Annotated in this window: 15 protein-coding genes and 1 pseudogene; 2 read left to right on the top strand and 14 right to left on the bottom strand. The window is 42.2% G+C overall.

Annotated elements, in window-relative coordinates:
- Positions 1 to 83 precede the first annotated feature (83 nt).
- Positions 84 to 696 (bottom strand): annotated as a pseudogene (locus ACQKFG_RS15605) (LysE/ArgO family amino acid transporter).
- A gap of 124 nt (positions 697 to 820) precedes the next feature.
- Here ACQKFG_RS15605 and ACQKFG_RS15610 point away from each other — a divergent pair.
- The gene (locus tag ACQKFG_RS15610) at positions 821 to 2266 is read left to right on the top strand and encodes a PLP-dependent aminotransferase family protein (protein WP_427560446.1); all 1446 of its coding nucleotides are present in this window, start codon (positions 821 to 823) and stop codon (positions 2264 to 2266) included.
- Positions 2267 to 2374: 108 nt separating this feature from the next.
- Here ACQKFG_RS15610 and ACQKFG_RS15615 read toward each other — a convergent pair whose 3' ends face one another.
- From ACQKFG_RS15615 to ssb, 8 genes are all read right to left on the bottom strand, one after another.
- Positions 2375 to 2791 carry a hypothetical protein gene (locus tag ACQKFG_RS15615; protein ID WP_427560449.1) on the bottom strand — a complete coding sequence of 139 codons (417 nt, stop codon included), beginning with the start codon at positions 2789 to 2791 and terminating at the stop codon, positions 2375 to 2377.
- 226 nt (positions 2792 to 3017) lie between these two features.
- Positions 3018 to 6755 (bottom strand): S8 family serine peptidase, encoded by a 3738-nt coding sequence (locus tag ACQKFG_RS15620; RefSeq protein ID WP_427560452.1) that lies wholly within the window; start codon positions 6753 to 6755, stop codon positions 3018 to 3020.
- 207 nt (positions 6756 to 6962) lie between these two features.
- Positions 6963 to 7865 carry an ABC transporter permease gene (locus ACQKFG_RS15625; RefSeq protein ID WP_260286831.1) on the bottom strand — a complete coding sequence of 301 codons (903 nt, stop codon included), beginning with the start codon at positions 7863 to 7865 and terminating at the stop codon, positions 6963 to 6965.
- A 12-nt stretch (positions 7866 to 7877) separates the two neighbouring features.
- Positions 7878 to 8882, bottom strand: coding sequence for an ABC transporter permease (locus tag ACQKFG_RS15630; protein ID WP_192207229.1), 1005 nt, complete (start codon positions 8880 to 8882; stop codon positions 7878 to 7880).
- 115 nt (positions 8883 to 8997) lie between these two features.
- Entirely contained in the window at positions 8998 to 10614 is a 1617-nt protein-coding gene (locus tag ACQKFG_RS15635; protein ID WP_427560456.1) for an ABC transporter substrate-binding protein, read from the bottom strand.
- A 42-nt stretch (positions 10615 to 10656) separates the two neighbouring features.
- Complete coding sequence (locus ACQKFG_RS15640) at positions 10657 to 11625, bottom strand: ABC transporter ATP-binding protein (protein WP_192207231.1); 969 nt, start codon at positions 11623 to 11625, stop codon at positions 10657 to 10659.
- Positions 11606 to 12610 (bottom strand): ABC transporter ATP-binding protein, encoded by a 1005-nt coding sequence (locus ACQKFG_RS15645; protein ID WP_192207232.1) that lies wholly within the window; start codon positions 12608 to 12610, stop codon positions 11606 to 11608. Before ACQKFG_RS15645 ends, ACQKFG_RS15640 begins: the two co-directional genes overlap by 20 nt.
- A gap of 530 nt (positions 12611 to 13140) precedes the next feature.
- A complete protein-coding gene (gene ssb, locus ACQKFG_RS15650; protein WP_349728679.1) occupies positions 13141 to 13503 on the bottom strand; it encodes a single-stranded DNA-binding protein in 363 nt (120 codons plus the stop codon).
- A gap of 360 nt (positions 13504 to 13863) precedes the next feature.
- Here ssb and ACQKFG_RS15655 point away from each other — a divergent pair, with 360 nt between their 5' ends.
- Positions 13864 to 14298, top strand: a complete 435-nt coding sequence (locus ACQKFG_RS15655; protein WP_192207234.1) for a YwpF family protein — start codon at positions 13864 to 13866, stop codon at positions 14296 to 14298.
- Positions 14299 to 14414: 116 nt separating this feature from the next.
- On the opposite strand, the gene ACQKFG_RS15660 is transcribed toward ACQKFG_RS15655, so the two are convergent.
- The 5 genes from ACQKFG_RS15660 to ACQKFG_RS15680 form a co-directional block, all read right to left on the bottom strand.
- Positions 14415 to 14711: a hypothetical protein gene (locus ACQKFG_RS15660; protein ID WP_427560462.1), complete on the bottom strand. Its 297-nt coding sequence runs from the start codon at positions 14709 to 14711 to the stop codon at positions 14415 to 14417.
- 288 nt (positions 14712 to 14999) lie between these two features.
- Positions 15000 to 15428, bottom strand: coding sequence for a 3-hydroxyacyl-ACP dehydratase FabZ (gene fabZ / locus ACQKFG_RS15665; RefSeq protein ID WP_034315755.1), 429 nt, complete (start codon positions 15426 to 15428; stop codon positions 15000 to 15002).
- A 128-nt stretch (positions 15429 to 15556) separates the two neighbouring features.
- Positions 15557 to 15811, bottom strand: a complete 255-nt coding sequence (locus ACQKFG_RS15670) for a DNA-directed RNA polymerase subunit beta (protein ID WP_137016469.1) — start codon at positions 15809 to 15811, stop codon at positions 15557 to 15559.
- A 163-nt stretch (positions 15812 to 15974) separates the two neighbouring features.
- Positions 15975 to 16817, bottom strand: a complete 843-nt coding sequence (locus ACQKFG_RS15675) for a flagellar hook-basal body protein (protein WP_427560466.1) — start codon at positions 16815 to 16817, stop codon at positions 15975 to 15977.
- 53 nt (positions 16818 to 16870) lie between these two features.
- Complete coding sequence (locus tag ACQKFG_RS15680; protein ID WP_427560469.1) at positions 16871 to 17710, bottom strand: flagellar hook-basal body protein; 840 nt, start codon at positions 17708 to 17710, stop codon at positions 16871 to 16873.
- Positions 17711 to 17874 lie beyond the last annotated feature (164 nt).

Genomic DNA, 17874 nt, shown 5'->3' on the forward strand with positions numbered 1-17874 from the left:
GAGAATGCATATATGATATGCATTCCCCTTTTTTTATACATAAGCGTCCTGTATCTTTTAAACCCTTGAATACCTGGTCTGATTCAAAAAAGCGATTTCACCATATAGAGAGCTGTGATCCAAATGATGATTGCAGAAATTTTATTTAATATTCCAAGGAATTTCCCGGATGTATCAACCTTTTTCAGCAATCGCCCCGCAAGACATAATCCATGGAACCAGCACCATGACACAAAGATGCACGTTATGGTGAATATCATTTTATCTTTCCCAGAATAAACAAGGGAGCTCGAACCGATGACACCTATCGTGTCCAAGATTGCATGCGGATTCAGTAACGAGACTGATAAAGTAAACACAATTTGCTTTTTGGCCGACCGACATCTGCATGGATTGGGCACCTGACTGTGAATTCGGTTTGGCAAACCAAATCTGAAAACCCATATACAATAAAAATATAACTCCGATTATGATTAATGTAAGGCGCAACCAATCATATTGCATCACAACCAACGAAACACCTAAAATTGCTAACAGAATGAGCACTGTATCACAAATTGCAGCTGTAATCGTTGCTGGCAATGCCTTTTTTATTGTAGGTTGGATTGCACCTTGATTAAAGATGAATATATTTTGCACTCCCAACGGAAGTATCAGCCCTAATGCCAATAATAATCCATGAAAAAATGGCCCCATACGAATACCCCCTCCCCTCATATTCAGTATAATGAAAACAACAAAGGAATTAACCATCCAATTGGTTGGTTTTCAAACCAACCAATTTATAATGAATATAGAACATGAAAGGAGTGGTTTTCGCATGTTCATCGAATGGAGACCAAACCGTGCTTCCGACCAATCACTTCACCAGCAAATAGCAGATTGGGTCAAACAACAAATTACACGAGGCGATTGGCCGGTTGGTACTAAGCTTCCATCACAACGCTCATTGGCCGACTCCTTTGGTGTAAACCGAAGTACCCTCATCACAGCCATAGATGAGTTGATTGCAGACGGATTATTGGAAACTAAGATTGGATCGGGCACTTTCGTTTCAAATAATACTTGGAATGTGCTCGTCTCCAGCAAACAGCCCGACTGGAAAAACTATGTCCGGAATGGCCTTCATGAACCCAATTTAAAAACGATTCAGGACATTAATCAGTATGAAACGGATACCGCCATTATCAGATTGGGCACGGGCGAACTATCTCCAGCTCTATTGCCTACAAAACAAATAGAAAAGACGTTGCGATCCACTTCTTTTGATGCCCACTCATTAGGTTATTCCGAACCAAAGGGTGATAAGAGACTTCGTCAATGTATAAGTGTTTATTTAGAAACAAAAGGGATCAAAGCAAGTCCCAGCTCCCTCATGGTCGTTTCTGGCGGGCTCCAGGCACTCCAGTTGATTTCAGTTGGTTTACTTCAAAGGGGATCGTTGATTTTACATGAATCCCCTTCCTATTTAAATTCCGTTCACCCTTTTCAATCTGCGGGCATGCAATTAGTAGGTTTATCAATACAAGGCAGGGAAAGTATTCCGACACAAATAAAGCGCATCAATGGAAGGAAGAAAGCGTCACTATTTTATACTGTTCCAACGTTTAACAATCCAACAAATACTACATGGACAAAAGAAGAAAGACTAAACCTCCTATCACTATGCAAAAAAGAACAGATTCCGATTATTGAAGATGATGTATATAGTGATTTGTGGTTTGAAAAGGAACCGCCGCCGCCTTTAAAATCCCTTGATGCAGATGGCCTTGTATTGCACATTGGCAGTATGTCCAAAACATTGAGCCCCGGATTGCGTATCGGATGGATTGCTGGCCCGATAACTGTAATTGAACGTTTAGCGGACATTAAAATGCAAATGGATTACGGTTCCAGTGCCCTTTCCCAACACCTTGTGGCAGAATGGCTAGCAAACGGTCAGTATTCAAGGCATTTAGAGAGGCTAAGGCATGAGTTGATAGATCGCAGAGATTTCACATTGACCCTTCTCGATCAATACTTTAAGGGACTGGCTGAATGGCAAATACCACAAGGCGGTTTTTATATATGGTTAAAATTATGTAAACCCATCGTGAATCCAAACCTTTTCAAACAAGCGATAAAGGAAAACATACTTCTTAATCCGGGATACATATATGAACCAAATAACCATACACATATACGGCTTTCCTATTCATACGCCTCGGAGGACCAATTGGCTTATGGCATCCAAACCCTTTCGGAGATCATTCGGCGGATGGTTTGACATTTTGAAGGATAGGAGACGCTCATCATGTCGAGGAGCTGTTCGCGGCAGCTCCATTCTTATTGGGTAAAGTAACATATTAATGTCCTGCAGTTCCAGAAGATGATATTACGGATTGGCAGCTATCATTTTTACGTTCCGTCCTTTTTGCTGGATGATGAAAAAAGAATGGTGATAGCCATGATTGATCATGATATGATCGAGGATTGCAGTAAGCGCCTCACCCTTATTCGGCTGATATGTCTCTGAACTTTCCTCAATGATGATTTTTTCTTGGTGGGGATCATATTTAATAGAGGTTTTAGCACCTCTTTCAATAAAAGAAAGGGTTACCTCCTGACATAGAGGAAATTCCTGATAGGGTGAATCTGAGCGGGGATTCTTTTCAAAGGGAGAATGGACATGCTGAAGTGCATCAAAGAAACTCGGTTTTGTAAGATATGGCCTGTCGCTTCCTTTCCTTTCGAATTTCACTTTAATTCCGAGACTACTAACTTTATTGCTGGATTTCTTCTTATAATTCATAGATACCCTCCTTTTAATAGGTTCTTTATACCTAATTCTTTCATCCCATTCCATATACCTGCCGGAAAATGAAATTACTTCCTCACTAATAGATTTCCATATTTGCACGGTGAAAATGCAGCAAACTACTCCATAATCCTTTCTAAAGAAATTCATTCATCAAATCCATACTCGGGAAATCTGATTACACAAAAACAACCCTCCTGTATAAGAGGGCTGTTTCTCATTATTTTTTAGCTTTATTGATATTAAAGGATTTCTTCGATTCATTTCCTGCAAGATCGGTCACCTTGAATTCAAACTTGTTGTTGCCTGTTTTAAGCGGCAACTCCAAATCCTCTATCTTCTTCTTATAGGCACGCATTTTGTATGGTTCCTTGAATTCATGATAGAATACTTCGCTTCCATTCAGGTAAAGGCGGATTTCATCGAAATTATCCTCTACCGTCACGTCCACTTTTGGATTCTTTCCTTTGGCTCCCACAGTTTCCGGTACACCTTTAACTTTTAAACCTGGCTTTGTTGCATCGACCATAATCGTCCGTTTAAAGGAAACTGTGTTATCCCATTTATCGGTTGCTTTAACCGTGAAGCTTTGGACACCATCTACAAATTTCTTTTCATATGAGAATTGATATTTATTATTCGTCTTGTTATACGTTACAGGTACCGTTTTATTGTCGATTTTAAATTCCGTTATTTCCGATGCTTCTTCAATTTCTCCAGTTATTTTGATTTTAGTTTTATTGTTCACGCTCAAGGCTTCAGGACTCTTGATCTTTACAGCTGGTGCATGATTATCGATCGGAGCCGAATCGCTTGCTAATTCGGTTTCAGCCGTTTTTTCATTACCTGCATAGTCAATTGCCACAACCTGAACCTTTTCCCCTTTTACATCAGGCAGGGTGAATTGTTTCGCATTCGCCGGGAGCGGTTCTTTCATGATGGATGCTCCATCGACTTGCACATCGTAATAAGCAAGCCCTGAACCATTCAAGTTATCCTTACCTTGGATGGTCAATACATTGCCTTTTTTCGAAATCTTGACTGTCGGCTTTACCGTATCGATTTTGATGGGCATTTTAAACGTCTGCCATTTAGCACCCTCGTAATCTATCATCGCTTTGATTTCAAAATAATAGACCCCATCCTTAGCGAGTGCATTATTGATTTTACCGTCCCATTTACGGGCTGGAACCAGGGTGTATGCAGTCCCTTTTCCGCCATCATAATAATCCTTACGTACATTATTCTCTGTGCGAAGTTTCCGGACTGACTTGTTTTCACCATTCAATATATTGTATTCTACCTTTTTCGCATTCCTTAAGAATGATAGGACCGGCACGAAGTCATCCTGTGAGCCATCACCATTTGGGGAAATTGCAATATTTTTGCCATTGAATGTTTTTCCCGCAGGGTCATAGCCGAGATAAGTGAAGTCTTCACCTGCAGTCGATACTCCCCCTGCCCTTCCATAGAAAGACTCTTTATCATATTTAGTGCCATCCAGGATCGGGGCTTTGTTCCACTCTCCTTTAAACCCTACATACGGTACATTCAGTTCCGGATTCGTATCGGCTGGATCCTTCAATGAAATGAACCCTTCAACAAAATATCCGTTTGGAAAGACCTTGTCAATGTCTACAAGAGTCTGAAGGTCATCGCCAAGTACCTTTGCATCGGATATGTCCACTTTCACTTCGAATGTAACCGATTTTTTTGCAGGAACGGTAATCTTATTTGTATTTTTATTATTGATTTTAATCGTAGCGTTCTTAATTTCCTGTGCTTCCAGCACATTAGCGGAATAACCCAGTTGTCCCTGGATTGCATAGTCCGTTTGGATGTTTCCTTTTACATCATACTTGATCGCTTTGTTGCTGAAGTTTTCAACCTTTAAAGTAAAGGCGAACTTATTGCCGATCTCCTTCATTGCAACCTTCGCTTCTTTCGTGAATGCCTCGGTCACGACAGCAGGTGTGGACAATGCGGATTGCAGCTGCATGACTCCGGCTCCCTGCCTGCGAGGCGAGTAAGGATTTTCCCAGTCAAAGGCCTTATTGACGACACCCTGATCCGTTAAAGGTTTTGAAGTATTCATCATCAGATTTTTAGCTAAGTTAGCCCGGGCAGATCCTTCTAATTTAAATTCTTTATCCACTCTTTCAAGAACCAGTGCCGAGCCTCCGGAAACATGTGGTGCCGCCATTGAAGTACCGCTCATCATTCCATATTCATCGTTGTTCAGCGTCGAATAAATCTGTCCGCCCGGAGCAGTGATTTCCGGTTTGAAATCCAAGTTCGGAGCGACTCCCCATGAACTGAATGAGCTCATTTTCCCTGCTTCTGGATTTACAGCTTTTGTTTCATCACCATTAAAGGTAACCTTCACCTTTTCGCCATCCGTTAAGGCCGATTTCAGCTTTGCACCATCCGATTTCAACATAAACAGCTGAGGAATGGTGATGCTTGAATCTGTAGCCATGGAAATATATCCGTCAGCATTATTGTAAATGATGACTCCTGTCGCTCCTGCTGCCTGTGCATTTTGCGCCTTTTCTATAAAAGAAAGCGTACCGCGCTCGATGAGGGCGAACTTGCCTTTAACATCCACTTTGGAAAGCTCCTCCTGCGTCCCAAGACCTGCAGCCACCAAGTCATGTGTTTTATCCTTCAAAGCATTGGGGTGTACGCTTGAAGCCGACATGAACGGAGCTTTTCCTGCTTGTCCGTTTATATCATAAGTCGCTGCATCTAAATCCATATAGTTATTCTCCACCGATGCCACTTGTACAGAATCGTAAGCAAGCCCTGGTGAACCTGAAACGCCAATATCCGGGTTCGAAGCTGATGGGTTTGCAAAACCATTTCCAAAGTGCGCCGAGTTTCCTGCTGAAATCGACATGAGGATCCCATTATTAACAGCCCTGGATACCGCCTGCTGCTCCGGATCTTCTGCCGATACAAAACCTGCAGTGGAGCCAAGGCTCATATTCAGCACATCCGCCCCAAGGATAATGGCATCGTCAATCGCCTTAATGTATATATCGCCCCATGTTGTCTGCATGTCGGGATCATTCCCGAAGACCTTTAAAGCAAGGAGCTGGGCTTCAGGAGCAACCCCTTTAATGCCGCCATTCTCTTCATCTCCATTGGCACCAGCCGTACCTGCTACATGCATTCCATGCATGGAAGCCCCTTCACCAAGGTCAAGGATTTCTTCATTTTCATCCATGTAATTGTATCCATAAGGTACCTTCGCCGTATAATAATTGCCTAATAGATGGCTAGATTTCTTCATCCCGCTTATTTCACTTTCTGTCAGCTCAGCCTTAGTCTCGTCGTTCAGGACCATATCACGGTGAGATGGGTCGATTCCAGTATCGATAATCCCGACGACCATCCCTTCCCCTTTATATCCATATTCCCGCCAAGCTTCCTGGGCTTGGACAAGTTCTTTACTATATAGCATCTCGGGTTTTTCTACAGGACGTTCATATTCATTCGCAATATGTACTTCAGCAACTTCAGGCATGGCTTCCACCTTTTTGATTTCACCATACTGAAGTTCACCACTGAAACCATTTACGACTGTCGTAAAACTTTCAAGTTCCTTGAAAGCTATTTTTTTCTCTTTCACCTTTTTTTTCAATTTCTTCTGATTAGCTAGCTTTTCGGACTTTAATTGTTGTTTCTTACTTTTAGATAACTGTTTAAAAAGTTTCCCTTCTTTCGAGGCTATTTCTATTGCCGGGGCTTCCTTCATCTCTACGATGACCCTGACCTTCTCATTGCTTTTGTACTTCTTCCCCAAATCATTTTTCTTCAGCTTTATAATACTTTCCTGATTCTTCTTACCTGCACCGCCCGAGCCTGTCGGGGAATCAGGTAGCTTGGCTGCGGAAACGCTTGCAGTAAATACTAATAGAAAGATTGCTAGAATGGACAAGCTGCGTTTAATCAATGAACTTTCCTCCTCTAAAATAATCAATTTTTGGAATATTCTTACTGAGTATAAAAGTATCACAACTTTTGGGGTGATTTTAAGGGGTAATAGTCACTATTTCCCTATTTCGATCTAGGCTTTTGTTATTATTTTTCATATTTTAATAGATTTACACGATAAACGACAAAAAGATGGTGATGTTAAACTAACATCACCCTTTTACTTCTAGTTTTTCATTCTTGGATCCAATGCATCGCGCAGCCCATCCCCCATTAGGTTAAAGCCGAGTACCGTAAGCATGATCGCAAGGCCAGGGAAAAGAACCGTCCATGGTGCCTGAATGATGAACGCCCTGGAATCGGCAAGCATTTTTCCCCACTCTGGCGCTGGCGGCTGAGCTCCGAGACCGAGAAAGCCCAGTGCTGCACACTCAATTATGGCAGTTGCAATCGCCAAGGTACCTTGAACGATGATCGGTGCAAGACTATTCGGAAGGATGTGGTGAAGGAGAATCCGACCATCCCCCATTCCAATTGCCTTAGCGGCCGTTACATATTCCTCTTCTTTCACTGTTAAGACCCGTGAACGTAAAAGCCGGCCGAATATCGGGACATTGACGATGGCAATGGCAATAAGTGCGTTGCGAAGGGAAGGTCCCAAAACGGCTACGACAGCAATGGCTAGCAAGATACTTGGAAAGGCCAGAATGATGTCAAAGACCCTCGATATGATCGTATCTATCCACTTGCCGTAATAACCGGCAATGATTCCTAAAAAAGACCCAACCACGACAGATCCGGCAACAGATAAGAAGCCGACCCCTATTGATATGCGCGAGCCATAAATGACCCTGCTCAAAATATCACGACCAAATTCATCCGTTCCGAACCAATGCTCCGCAGACGGGGCCAAATGTTTATCACTTAGCTTTTGCCCCTCAAATGAATAAGGTGCAATAAGGGGCGCGAAGATGGCGATTAAGATAAAAAATGCAACAATCCCTAGACCCACAAGAGCTACCTTATTTTTCCTAAAACTCCTCCATCCTTCCTTCCAGGGAGAGATGACCTTTTCCTCTGCCTCTTTTGGAGGAAGGATTGGCGAAGTATTCGTTGCTATTTCAGGCATGAGTTTCCCTCCCTATTTATACTTAATCCTTGGATCGATCGCTGCATACAACAAGTCCACAACTAGATTGATCATGACAAACAAAAAGGCGATGACGAGAATTCCGGACTGTATCACCGGATAATCCCGAGATAGTATTGCATCATAAATATATGTACCGATACCCGGCCATCCAAAAATATTTTCCGTTAATATGGCGCCGCCTAAAAGTAATCCTGTCTGCAGGCCGATCACCGTCACCACTGGAATCAGGGCATTCTTAAGGGAGTGCTTGTAAACAACCCAAAACATTCTCATTCCTTTCGCACGAGCCGTACGAATGAAATCCGATCTCATTACTTCCAGCATGGACGAACGTGTCATCCTTGCAATAATGGCCATCGGAATGGTCGCAAGCGCAATCCCCGGCAAAATGAGATGTTTGATCACCTCGAAAAACTGGTCAACCCTGCCAGCCATGAGTGTATCCATCAAATACAGGCCGGTTATGGCTTCAACGGGATCCCTGATATTATCCCGCCCTGTCGTCGGAAGTAAATCCCATTGAATTGAAACGAGGTATTGCTCCATTAATCCCAGCCAGAAAATAGGCATGGACAAACCAATCAACGCAATCACCATGGCGGCATAATCAAACCATGAGTTTTGGAACCAAGCTGATATTATCCCTGCATTCACGCCTATTACCACGGCGATGATCATGGCGATCAAGGCCAGTTCTATCGTGGCCATTAGGTATGGCCCAATTTCCTCGGAAACCGGACTATTCGTTTTTAACGAAACACCCAGGTCTCCCTTTAACAGACCTGATAAATAATCCCAAAATTGAATGAACCAAGGTTTATCCAGACCAAGCTCCTTTGTCATTGCAGCGACTGCCTCTTCCGTTGCTTGCTGCCCTAAAATCACCTGTGCTGGATTCCCCGGAATCGCCCGAATCATCATGAATACAATAAATGCCATTCCGAGTAACACTGGAATGAGAGATCCTAAACGTCGTACGGTATAGGAAAACAAAACAATCACCCGCCTTTTAAATAAGGGTCCTTTGAAGCGCCCTTGATCATTTTGAAATACATTCCATAACAAAACCGGGAAGCATGCAAGACTCCATACTACCCGGTTCGCACGGTTAATTTTCTAGTGAAACATTAACAAGGGATTGTGAACCAGTTGGATGTGGAACAAACCCTTTGACCGTCTTAGATCCGGCTAACTGCGGTAAAGAGTGTACAAGCGGAACCCATGGAGCATCATCATGGATGATTTCCTGTGCTTTTCCATACAACTCATTGCGCTTGGCTTCATCTGCCGTGGACTGAGCTTCAATTAGCAGTTTATGGACCTCATCGTTTGCGTAACGGGCATAGTTGTTGGAGCCGATATTATCTTTATCCAATAATGTATAAAGGAAGTTATCCGCATCTCCATTATCTCCTGTCCAGCCCATCATGAAGGATTGGGCTTCACCAGCCTGCACTTTCTCTAAATATGCAGCCCATTCGTACGAAACGATATTCGCTTCGATGCCGACTTGTTTTAGGCTTGCTTGAATGGCTTCAGCCACTTTTTGACCATCTGGCATATATGGGCGCGGTACCGGCATTGCCCATAGGTCCATTTTAAATCCGTCTTCAAGTCCAGCTTTTTTCAGCAGTTCTTTCGCTTTTTCTACATCATAATCATAGTCTTCGACTTTGTCATTGTAGCCAGAAACGGATGGCGGCATAGGATTCTTGGCAGGCTCTGCTGTGCCTTCATAAAAATTATCAATGATTTCCTTTTTATTGATCAAATGCGAGATGGCCTGACGCACTTCTTTCTTGTCGAATGGCGCTTTCTCAACATTGAAAGCAAAGTACCCGACGTTCATGGATGCACGTTCGAATATTTGCAGGTTTTCATCTCCTGTAACCTTACTGATATCACTTGGGTTCAACCCGTCCATCAGGTCGATTTCACCCTTGATTGCAGCATTTAATCGCGCAGAGTTATCTTTAATGACCTTAAACGTGATTCCATCAAGTTTCGGCAGTCCTTCTTGCCAATAGTCATCGTTTTTCACCACTTCAATCGTATCGCCAGGTTTCCATGATTTGAATTTGAAAGGACCTGTACCAGATGGATTTTTAGTGAAGTCATCACCCTCTTTTTCAATTCCAGCCGGACTGGCTATTGCAAATGTAGGCATGGCAAGGTTTTTCAGGAACGGCGCCTGCGGACGGTTCAAAGTGAATTCCACCGTGTTGGCATCGATCGCTTTTACTTCTTTGATGACATGGCCTTCATCACCTTCAAATCCTCCGAACATGGAGGCATAGTACGCAAATTTACCCTCATCCTTACTTTGTGCCCAACGTTGAAAGTTTTTTACGACTGCATCTGCATTGAAATCAGTACCATCATGGAACTTGATTCCGGTTTTCAATTTGAATGTGTATGTTTTTGCGTCATCGGACACTTCCCATGATTCTGCAAGACCCGGATTGATTTCCGTATCATCTTCCCCATATTTCACAAGCGTTTCAAAAATCTGCTGTGTGACGATGAATGATTCCCCATCGGTTACGATAGCCGGGTCAAGACCGACAGCGTCTCCGCCTTTACCGTATATCAATACGCCGCCCTTCGCTTCACTCGATCTCCCTTTACCATCATCTTTCTCTTTTGATGTAGACGAGGAGCATCCCGCAAGCGCTAGCGAAAGAGCCAGGATACCAACCAGCAATAATGCCAATGTTTTCTTCATATTCTTCCCCCTTATTATTTGCGAATTTATGTATACGTCGTGTCAATTGTATAAATGACAAGCAACGTAGTGACCAGGTTTATGTTCATTCAGGATTGGCTTTTCCGTACTGCATACTGCCATCGCCTTTGGACATCTTGTATGGAACGGACAGCCGCCGGGCGGGTTCGATGGGCTTGGAACATCTCCCTGCAGGATTACCCTATCCCCCTTGTATCCCACATCCGGGATGGGCACGGCTGATAGTAAAGCCTGCGTATATGGATGAAGCGGATCTTCATAAAGTCCTTCACTTTCCGTCAATTCAACTATATGTCCAAGATACATGACACCGACACGGTCGGAGATATGCCTCACCACTCCAAGATCATGGGCAATGAACAAGTAGGTCAAATCAAAATCCTCCTGCAAATCCTGCAACAGATTCAAGACCTGTGCCTGGATCGACACATCCAGTGCAGATACCGGCTCATCGGCAATGATCAATTTGGGGTTGACTGCAAGTGCCCTCGCTATGCCAATACGCTGCCGCTGGCCCCCACTGAATTGATGCGGATACCTTTTAGCATGGTAACTGCTTAAGCCAACAACCTTAAGAAGTTCCTGCACACGTGCCTTTCGCGCCTTTTTATCTTTAACCCCGTGAACGATGAGCGGTTCTTCCAATATTTTTTCAATGGTATGCCTGGGATTGAGGGAAGCGAATGGGTCCTGGAAGACCATCTGCATTTCACGGCGCATCTTTCTCATTTCACTGGAAGATAAAGCTGTCAGGTCCTTTCCTTCGAAATAAACATTACCCTCACTCGGCTCAAGCAATCGAAGCAATAATCTTCCCGTCGTAGACTTTCCGCAACCGCTTTCACCGACAAGTCCTAAGGTTTCCCCTTTATAAATGGAAAAAGACAAACCATCAACTGCCTTGACCTCTCCGATGGTCTTTCCGAGAACCCCTCCTTTGATTGGAAAATGCTTCTTTAGGTTTTCTACCTTAACCAATGTTTGATTCATGCAAGGCGGCTCCTTTCCCATCTTCATACAGCCAGCAGCGAACATGCTGACCCTCATCGAATTTCAATAGAGACGGGGTCTCATTTATACATTGCTCCATGGCATGGGAGCACCGGGGGGCAAACTGGCACCCGAGGTTGCTTGTCCCAGGTTTTGGCACATTACCCGGTATCGAATAAAGGCGATCTTTCTTTATTCGCATATCGGGAATCGACTGAAGTAAACCGACCGTATAAGGATGCTTGGGGTCTTGGAAAATCGTTTGCACATTTCCTTCCTCTATCACCTTGCCGGCATACATGACAATGACACGTTCACACATTTGCGCCACTACCCCAAGATCATGGGTAATCATCATGATTGCCGTGTCTGTTTCTTTATTTAAATTCTTCATTAACTCCAGGATTTGTGCCTGGATCGTCACATCCAAAGCCGTTGTCGGTTCATCGGCTATAAGGAGTTTAGGTTCGCAAATCATGGCCATTGCTATCATGACCCTTTGTCTCATTCCACCTGAAAGCTGATGCGGATATTCTTTGAGCAATTCCTCGGCACGGCCAAGCCCAACCAGCTTCAGCATTTCCACCGCCCTATGCCGGGCCTGTTTCTTGTTCCATTTTTTATGTATCCGAAGCGTCTCAACCAACTGCTCGCCAATAGTGAACACAGGATTCAAGCTAGTCATCGGTTCCTGGAATATCATCGCTATATCATTCCCGCGAATTTTTCTCATTTTCGCTTCAGAGGCATTCGCGATGTTCTCTCCTTTAAAAAGGATTTCCCCCTCCACCTTACCAGCAGGCGAAGGAACCAGACCCATGATGGACAGAGAAGTTACGCTTTTTCCGCATCCCGATTCTCCTACAATCCCTAAAACCTCACCAGGATTGACATGGAAATCGATTGAATTCACGACAGGAATCACCCCATCGTCCGTATGAAAACTGGTTCGCAACCCATTCACCTTAATAATTGGTTCGCCCATCAAATCACTTCCTATATATAACTTTTTTTCCAATTACATTATTGGGTTTATTATTGCATCAAAATTAAAATATTACAATATATTTTCTAAAAATTCTAATTTAACAGAATTATTTTTTTATTTTCCCCATTTACACACATTTTGGCACAAAAAAAATGACTGCTTATTTGCAGTCATTGCAATGGGGAAATCATATAATTCGATTTTATTGAGGGTAAATCGAGGTATCCAGCGGGGAAGAAGCTATATTAGCTTTTGGGGAATGAATGGATGAAAGATAATCTATATACTACCGTCAAGTTTCATTAAATTTCCCTGAGAATCTGTGCATGTATTTTTCATTATGGTCCTATAAATACTTTTATTATTTCCAATGTATTAAGCATCAAATTGCTCTGTCCTACTATTCATTATTAGAAGTTTTCAAATAGGCCTTCACCACATGTCGAATTTAACCCATCCATACATTTTCTTGAAAACAATCTTGCTTCCGTGCTGGGGCAAGCCATCATGCCACCCTTCACGTAACACTATAAACCAATATGTTCAAAATCTTTGGGCTTACTATCATTTTGTTTAGATCCAATAAATTGAACCCTCTCGGCAACCACTTCAGTTACATATACATATTTGCCCTCCTGATTTTCATATCTCCTTGTTTGTATTCTGCCCGTTATGCCGATCGTTGCACCCTTTTTACAATATTGAGCAGTATTTTCAGCCGACTTTTTCCATATGATACACTGTACGAAGTCCGCCTCATAGTTACCGACAGTATTACGGAAGTTCCGGTTGACTGCCAACGTGATATTGGAAACAGCCTTGCCATCGGGTGTGTATCTTAATTCAGGATCCTTCGTAAGCCTGCCGACGAGGGTAACTTGGTTAATCATCTTTTCACTCCTTTCTCTTTAATATGAATTAATCATACTCTTTCTTCCATCGATTAAAAAATCGACGAAATGGTCTTATTACACCATTTTTCTTCATGAAAAACCGTTTGGATGATGCAAAATCATTTTTTATTGATTGAAACAAGGTGAAAAACGAATAGTTAACAAAATTAAATATTTTGCAAATTTTTATTCTATCCTTCATAATTTAGACAAATGTTGGGTTTTCATTTCATTAAGGAACTTTTTTTTAGTATGATATAATTACCTTTAAAAGGATTAAATCGATATGTACTATTTCAAAAATTTACGTTTAAGAGAGGTATTGCCGCTCTTTCTTGCAAGAAACGGAGGAATTAGATGAAATCATTTAAATTGATCTCGTTGCAAATTGTTACTGAAAATTTAAACTTGATCGATATCGCATTAACAGATGGACTGATCATAAATAAAGAAAACGACGCCAGAACATGGTTACTGGAAGCCTTTGTAGAAGAAAATCATTTCAATAAGCTTCAGCCCTCACTTCCCAATATAGACGGAGAGGTGTATATCCAGGCAGTCATTACCAAAAAGGACAATGAACCGGCTTTGTTCCACACTGTTTTACGAACAATAAGAAAAGTGGGCAACCATTATAGCCTTCTATTCGTTGGACACATCCAAAAAACACGGAGCAAATATGCAGAACTCCTTCTTGAAGATTTGGTCCAAAAAGGCCTATCCGGCGATGAATTACTAAAAGAGTTCAAGCAAAAAATCCGCTCAAAGCCTAAATTGGCAACTAATAAGTAAAAAACCCTTCCCTTAATTCCCATCCCTAATCGAATGCACATAAAAAAGACTGACTTAGACGAATAAGGATACCAATCCTCTTCTTACCTAAGCCAGTCTTTCTCATTCTGTGCTAATTACCTATTTTTGTCGTCATCTTTATCGTCGTCTTTAATCAAGTCATTCGGATCATTATCGACGTTATCATTGACGTTATTATCGTCGTTATCAAGCACTCCATCATTATCGTTATCATTCATATCGTTATTATCGTTATTATCGTTGTTATCATTTACACCATTGTTATCATCATCTATGATGTTGTTATCATTTTCTGGTGCGGGATTGTTGTCATTATCATTCGTTCCACATCCAGCAAGAAACATAATTGATAATAAAGATCCCCCAAGTAGTGCAAAAATTTTCTTCATCATTTTTGGCAACCTCCCTTCTGTCTTTATCATTAGCTATTTTGCCCGAATGTGAAAATAACTTGCGCCCTATTTTAAATTAAAATAGAAAAATCCGCTTTGCTTACTCAATAAAAAATGCCGGACATATAAAATGTCCGGCACTAAAAGGGAGAATAAAAAGTTCAGAAACCGCTCTTGCTTTAAAAAAGCAATGCAGTGCTTTTTATATACACCGCTTCACGGTTCCTTAAACCCTTTTCCAAAAAATATATTTTCAACATTCCATTTCCCTTTCGCGGAAAATGAATCTTATTTGTCACCAAAAGCAAACATGATATCGGCTTCACACGCTGTTTCTCCATCTACCGTTGCCACTGCTTTTCCTTTACCCATTGACCCTCTCATACGCACTATTTCCACTTCCAGACGCAGCTGATCACCTGGTTTAACTTGCTTCTTAAAGCGGCAATTATCAATCCCAGCGAAAAAGGCAAGCCGCCCTTTGTATTCTTCTTGTTTCAAAACGGCTACAGCACCGACTTGCGCTAATGCCTCTACAATCAAAACTCCAGGCATAACTGGATAATCGGGGAAATGGCCATTAAAGAATTCTTCATTTGCTGAGACATTCTTCAACCCAACCGCTCTTTTCCCTTCATCTATTTCTATGATCCGGTCGACTAATAAGAATGGGTAACGATGCGGGATAATTTCCTTTATTTGTGTGATATCAAGCATACATCTTCCTCCTATGACTTAAATATTTCTAACATTACATAAACTCGCCCCTGTCATGTAGACAGAGGCGTAGTTGCCATGTAATATAAATTCCGATAACGACAGCAACTACTTAAAAAAACATGGAACTACGCACCCTTGTTCACTATATCAATAATATGGGTCCATGTGGATTTTTGGAAAACATCCATTGCATGTCCTCCACCAATCACACTATATCCTAATAGTGCCCCGGATAATACAGCAATGAAAATCAATCCAATAACAATGAGTAAACGAAGCCAAATTGGCAAAAGACGGACCTTGATCCTACGATTCGGTTTCGCCTCGACTTCCTTTATCTCTTCTTCAATTTGTTGTCTCATTACACGATTTTGTTCCATATAGAATGTGAAAGCTCCTTTTAAGAAAACTCGCCGACTGATTTTCCCACCAGAAATTCAGCAGCTATGCAAAATGATCGGCACGAATGATTCCTTTTGTTATGAATTCATTATAACCGATTTGCTCTAATTCCGCAGGGAGACATTTTATTTACCAGAAACCTTAACGGATTCCATTGACCAATCCGCTCATTTGATCAGCCATCGTTACAGCCCGGGATTGAAATTGGTAGGACCGTTGAACATTGATTAAATCCGTCATTTCTTTGGAAAGATCGACATTTGATGACTCCAGAGAACCTTGACGGACTGCTGCCCTGTTGCGGGAATTCCCTGTTAATGCAATCATGATCTCGTCTTCGTTAACACCCAAGGCATTGAAGTTTTTGGGCAGGCCAAGTAAATTTCCGCCTAGCCGGTCAAGAAATTGCGGTTTCTTTACCGAGACGATTCCGAGTCCAAAACTCTTTTTTCCATATTCTTCTGTATCCACTATCAATAAGCCATTTTCCGAAATCTTAATGTCCTTAATGTTTCCCTCAATGAGGATCGGCTCACCATTTTCATCAAGGACTTTATGTCCAGCAGAGGTAACGAGCATCATTTGGTCGTTAGCATTAGGAGATAAATAAAAGGCCCCATCCCTTGTAAGCCTTGTATTGACCCCATTATCGTCTTGAACGCTTACTGTGAAGAATTGGTCATCGCGGGTGAATGCAGCATCAAGGTTGCGGTCCGTCGTCTTTAAGGCTCCTTGTGAAAGCACCAATTGAGATTGGCTTATCATAGCCCCTGTTCCTTGCCGGATGCCAGGTGTGGTCAATCTTCCTTTTTCCTTGGTCTCACTCGGTTGATTATTGAAGCTCTGTGTCAATAAGTCATTGAAACTCGTTTGGGTCTTTTTGTAGGCAGTCGTGTCCGCATTCGCGATATTATTACCTATTTGGTCGATTTTACTTTGAAGTTGGTTCAGCGTATTCGTCGCAGTCATCATCGTACGATTCATGGTTTTTCCCCTTACATGTTCAAATTTCCAAAGTCATTTTTCCTACTGTTCAATTAAAGCCTGCCAACTTCATTGACCGCTTTATCCAAACTTTTATCATAGGCTTGAAGAACCTTCTGACTCGCTTCAAAAGAGCGGTATGCCGACATCATTTCTGTCATCGTTCTCGATTGGTCAACATTGGAGCCTTCAAGAAAGCCTTGCTTAGTAGAAAAACCGACATCTGCAGCAGCATATGCACTAGGTAAATCCCCATCATTCACTGCCTTGTACAGGCCTTCCCCATCCTTCATGAGCTGTAATGACGGGTCATCCGAATAACCGATGCCCATACGTGCGGTTTGAACATTTCCTTCTAAAATAACACCGTTTTCCGCTACTGTGAATTGATCGCTATCAAGCTGGATCTTTTCATTATTTTCGTTCAATACATAATGACCGGCAGGCGTAGTCAGATAACCTTGCACATCGAGGGTGAAGCTTCCGTTACGCGTATAACGGATAGCACCATCACCATCCTGGACAGTAAAAAAAACCGATCCTTTCCGGCCCGTTTCTTCATTGATCGGAAGGTTTTCATCGACCAAGGAAATATCCGTATTAAGCTGGGTTTCCTCCAATGTGCCCTGGACAAATAAAGGATTCGCCTCCTGTACGTAAACACCCGTACTGAGCCCTCCAACCTGGGATAAGTTAGACATGCTCAATTTGCTCTCCGTAGGAACCGTTTTACCACCTATGTTGCTTATGAGCATTTCAGGAAAAGACCTTACACTCATTTGATCCGCTTTATATCCTGTAGTATTCGCGTTGGACATATTGTTTGTGAGCAATTCTGTGCGCCTTTGCTGTGTAAGCATCCCCGAAGCAGCCGTATAAAAACCTCTTAACATCTTCTTCACTCCTCAATTTACATAACTAATCCCGTTCAATTCCTCATATCTATCTTATCGGTCATGAACATCAGTATCTTAAGGAAAGGGACAGCATTAGGCAGAAGAATTTACCTATATCGTAGGCTAGGTCAGATTTAAAGGAATGGTGTTAAATTCTCGAC

The organism is Peribacillus sp. NPDC076916 (assembly GCF_050269675.1).
GTDB classification, from domain to species: domain Bacteria; phylum Bacillota; class Bacilli; order Bacillales; family DSM-1321; genus Peribacillus; species Peribacillus aracenensis.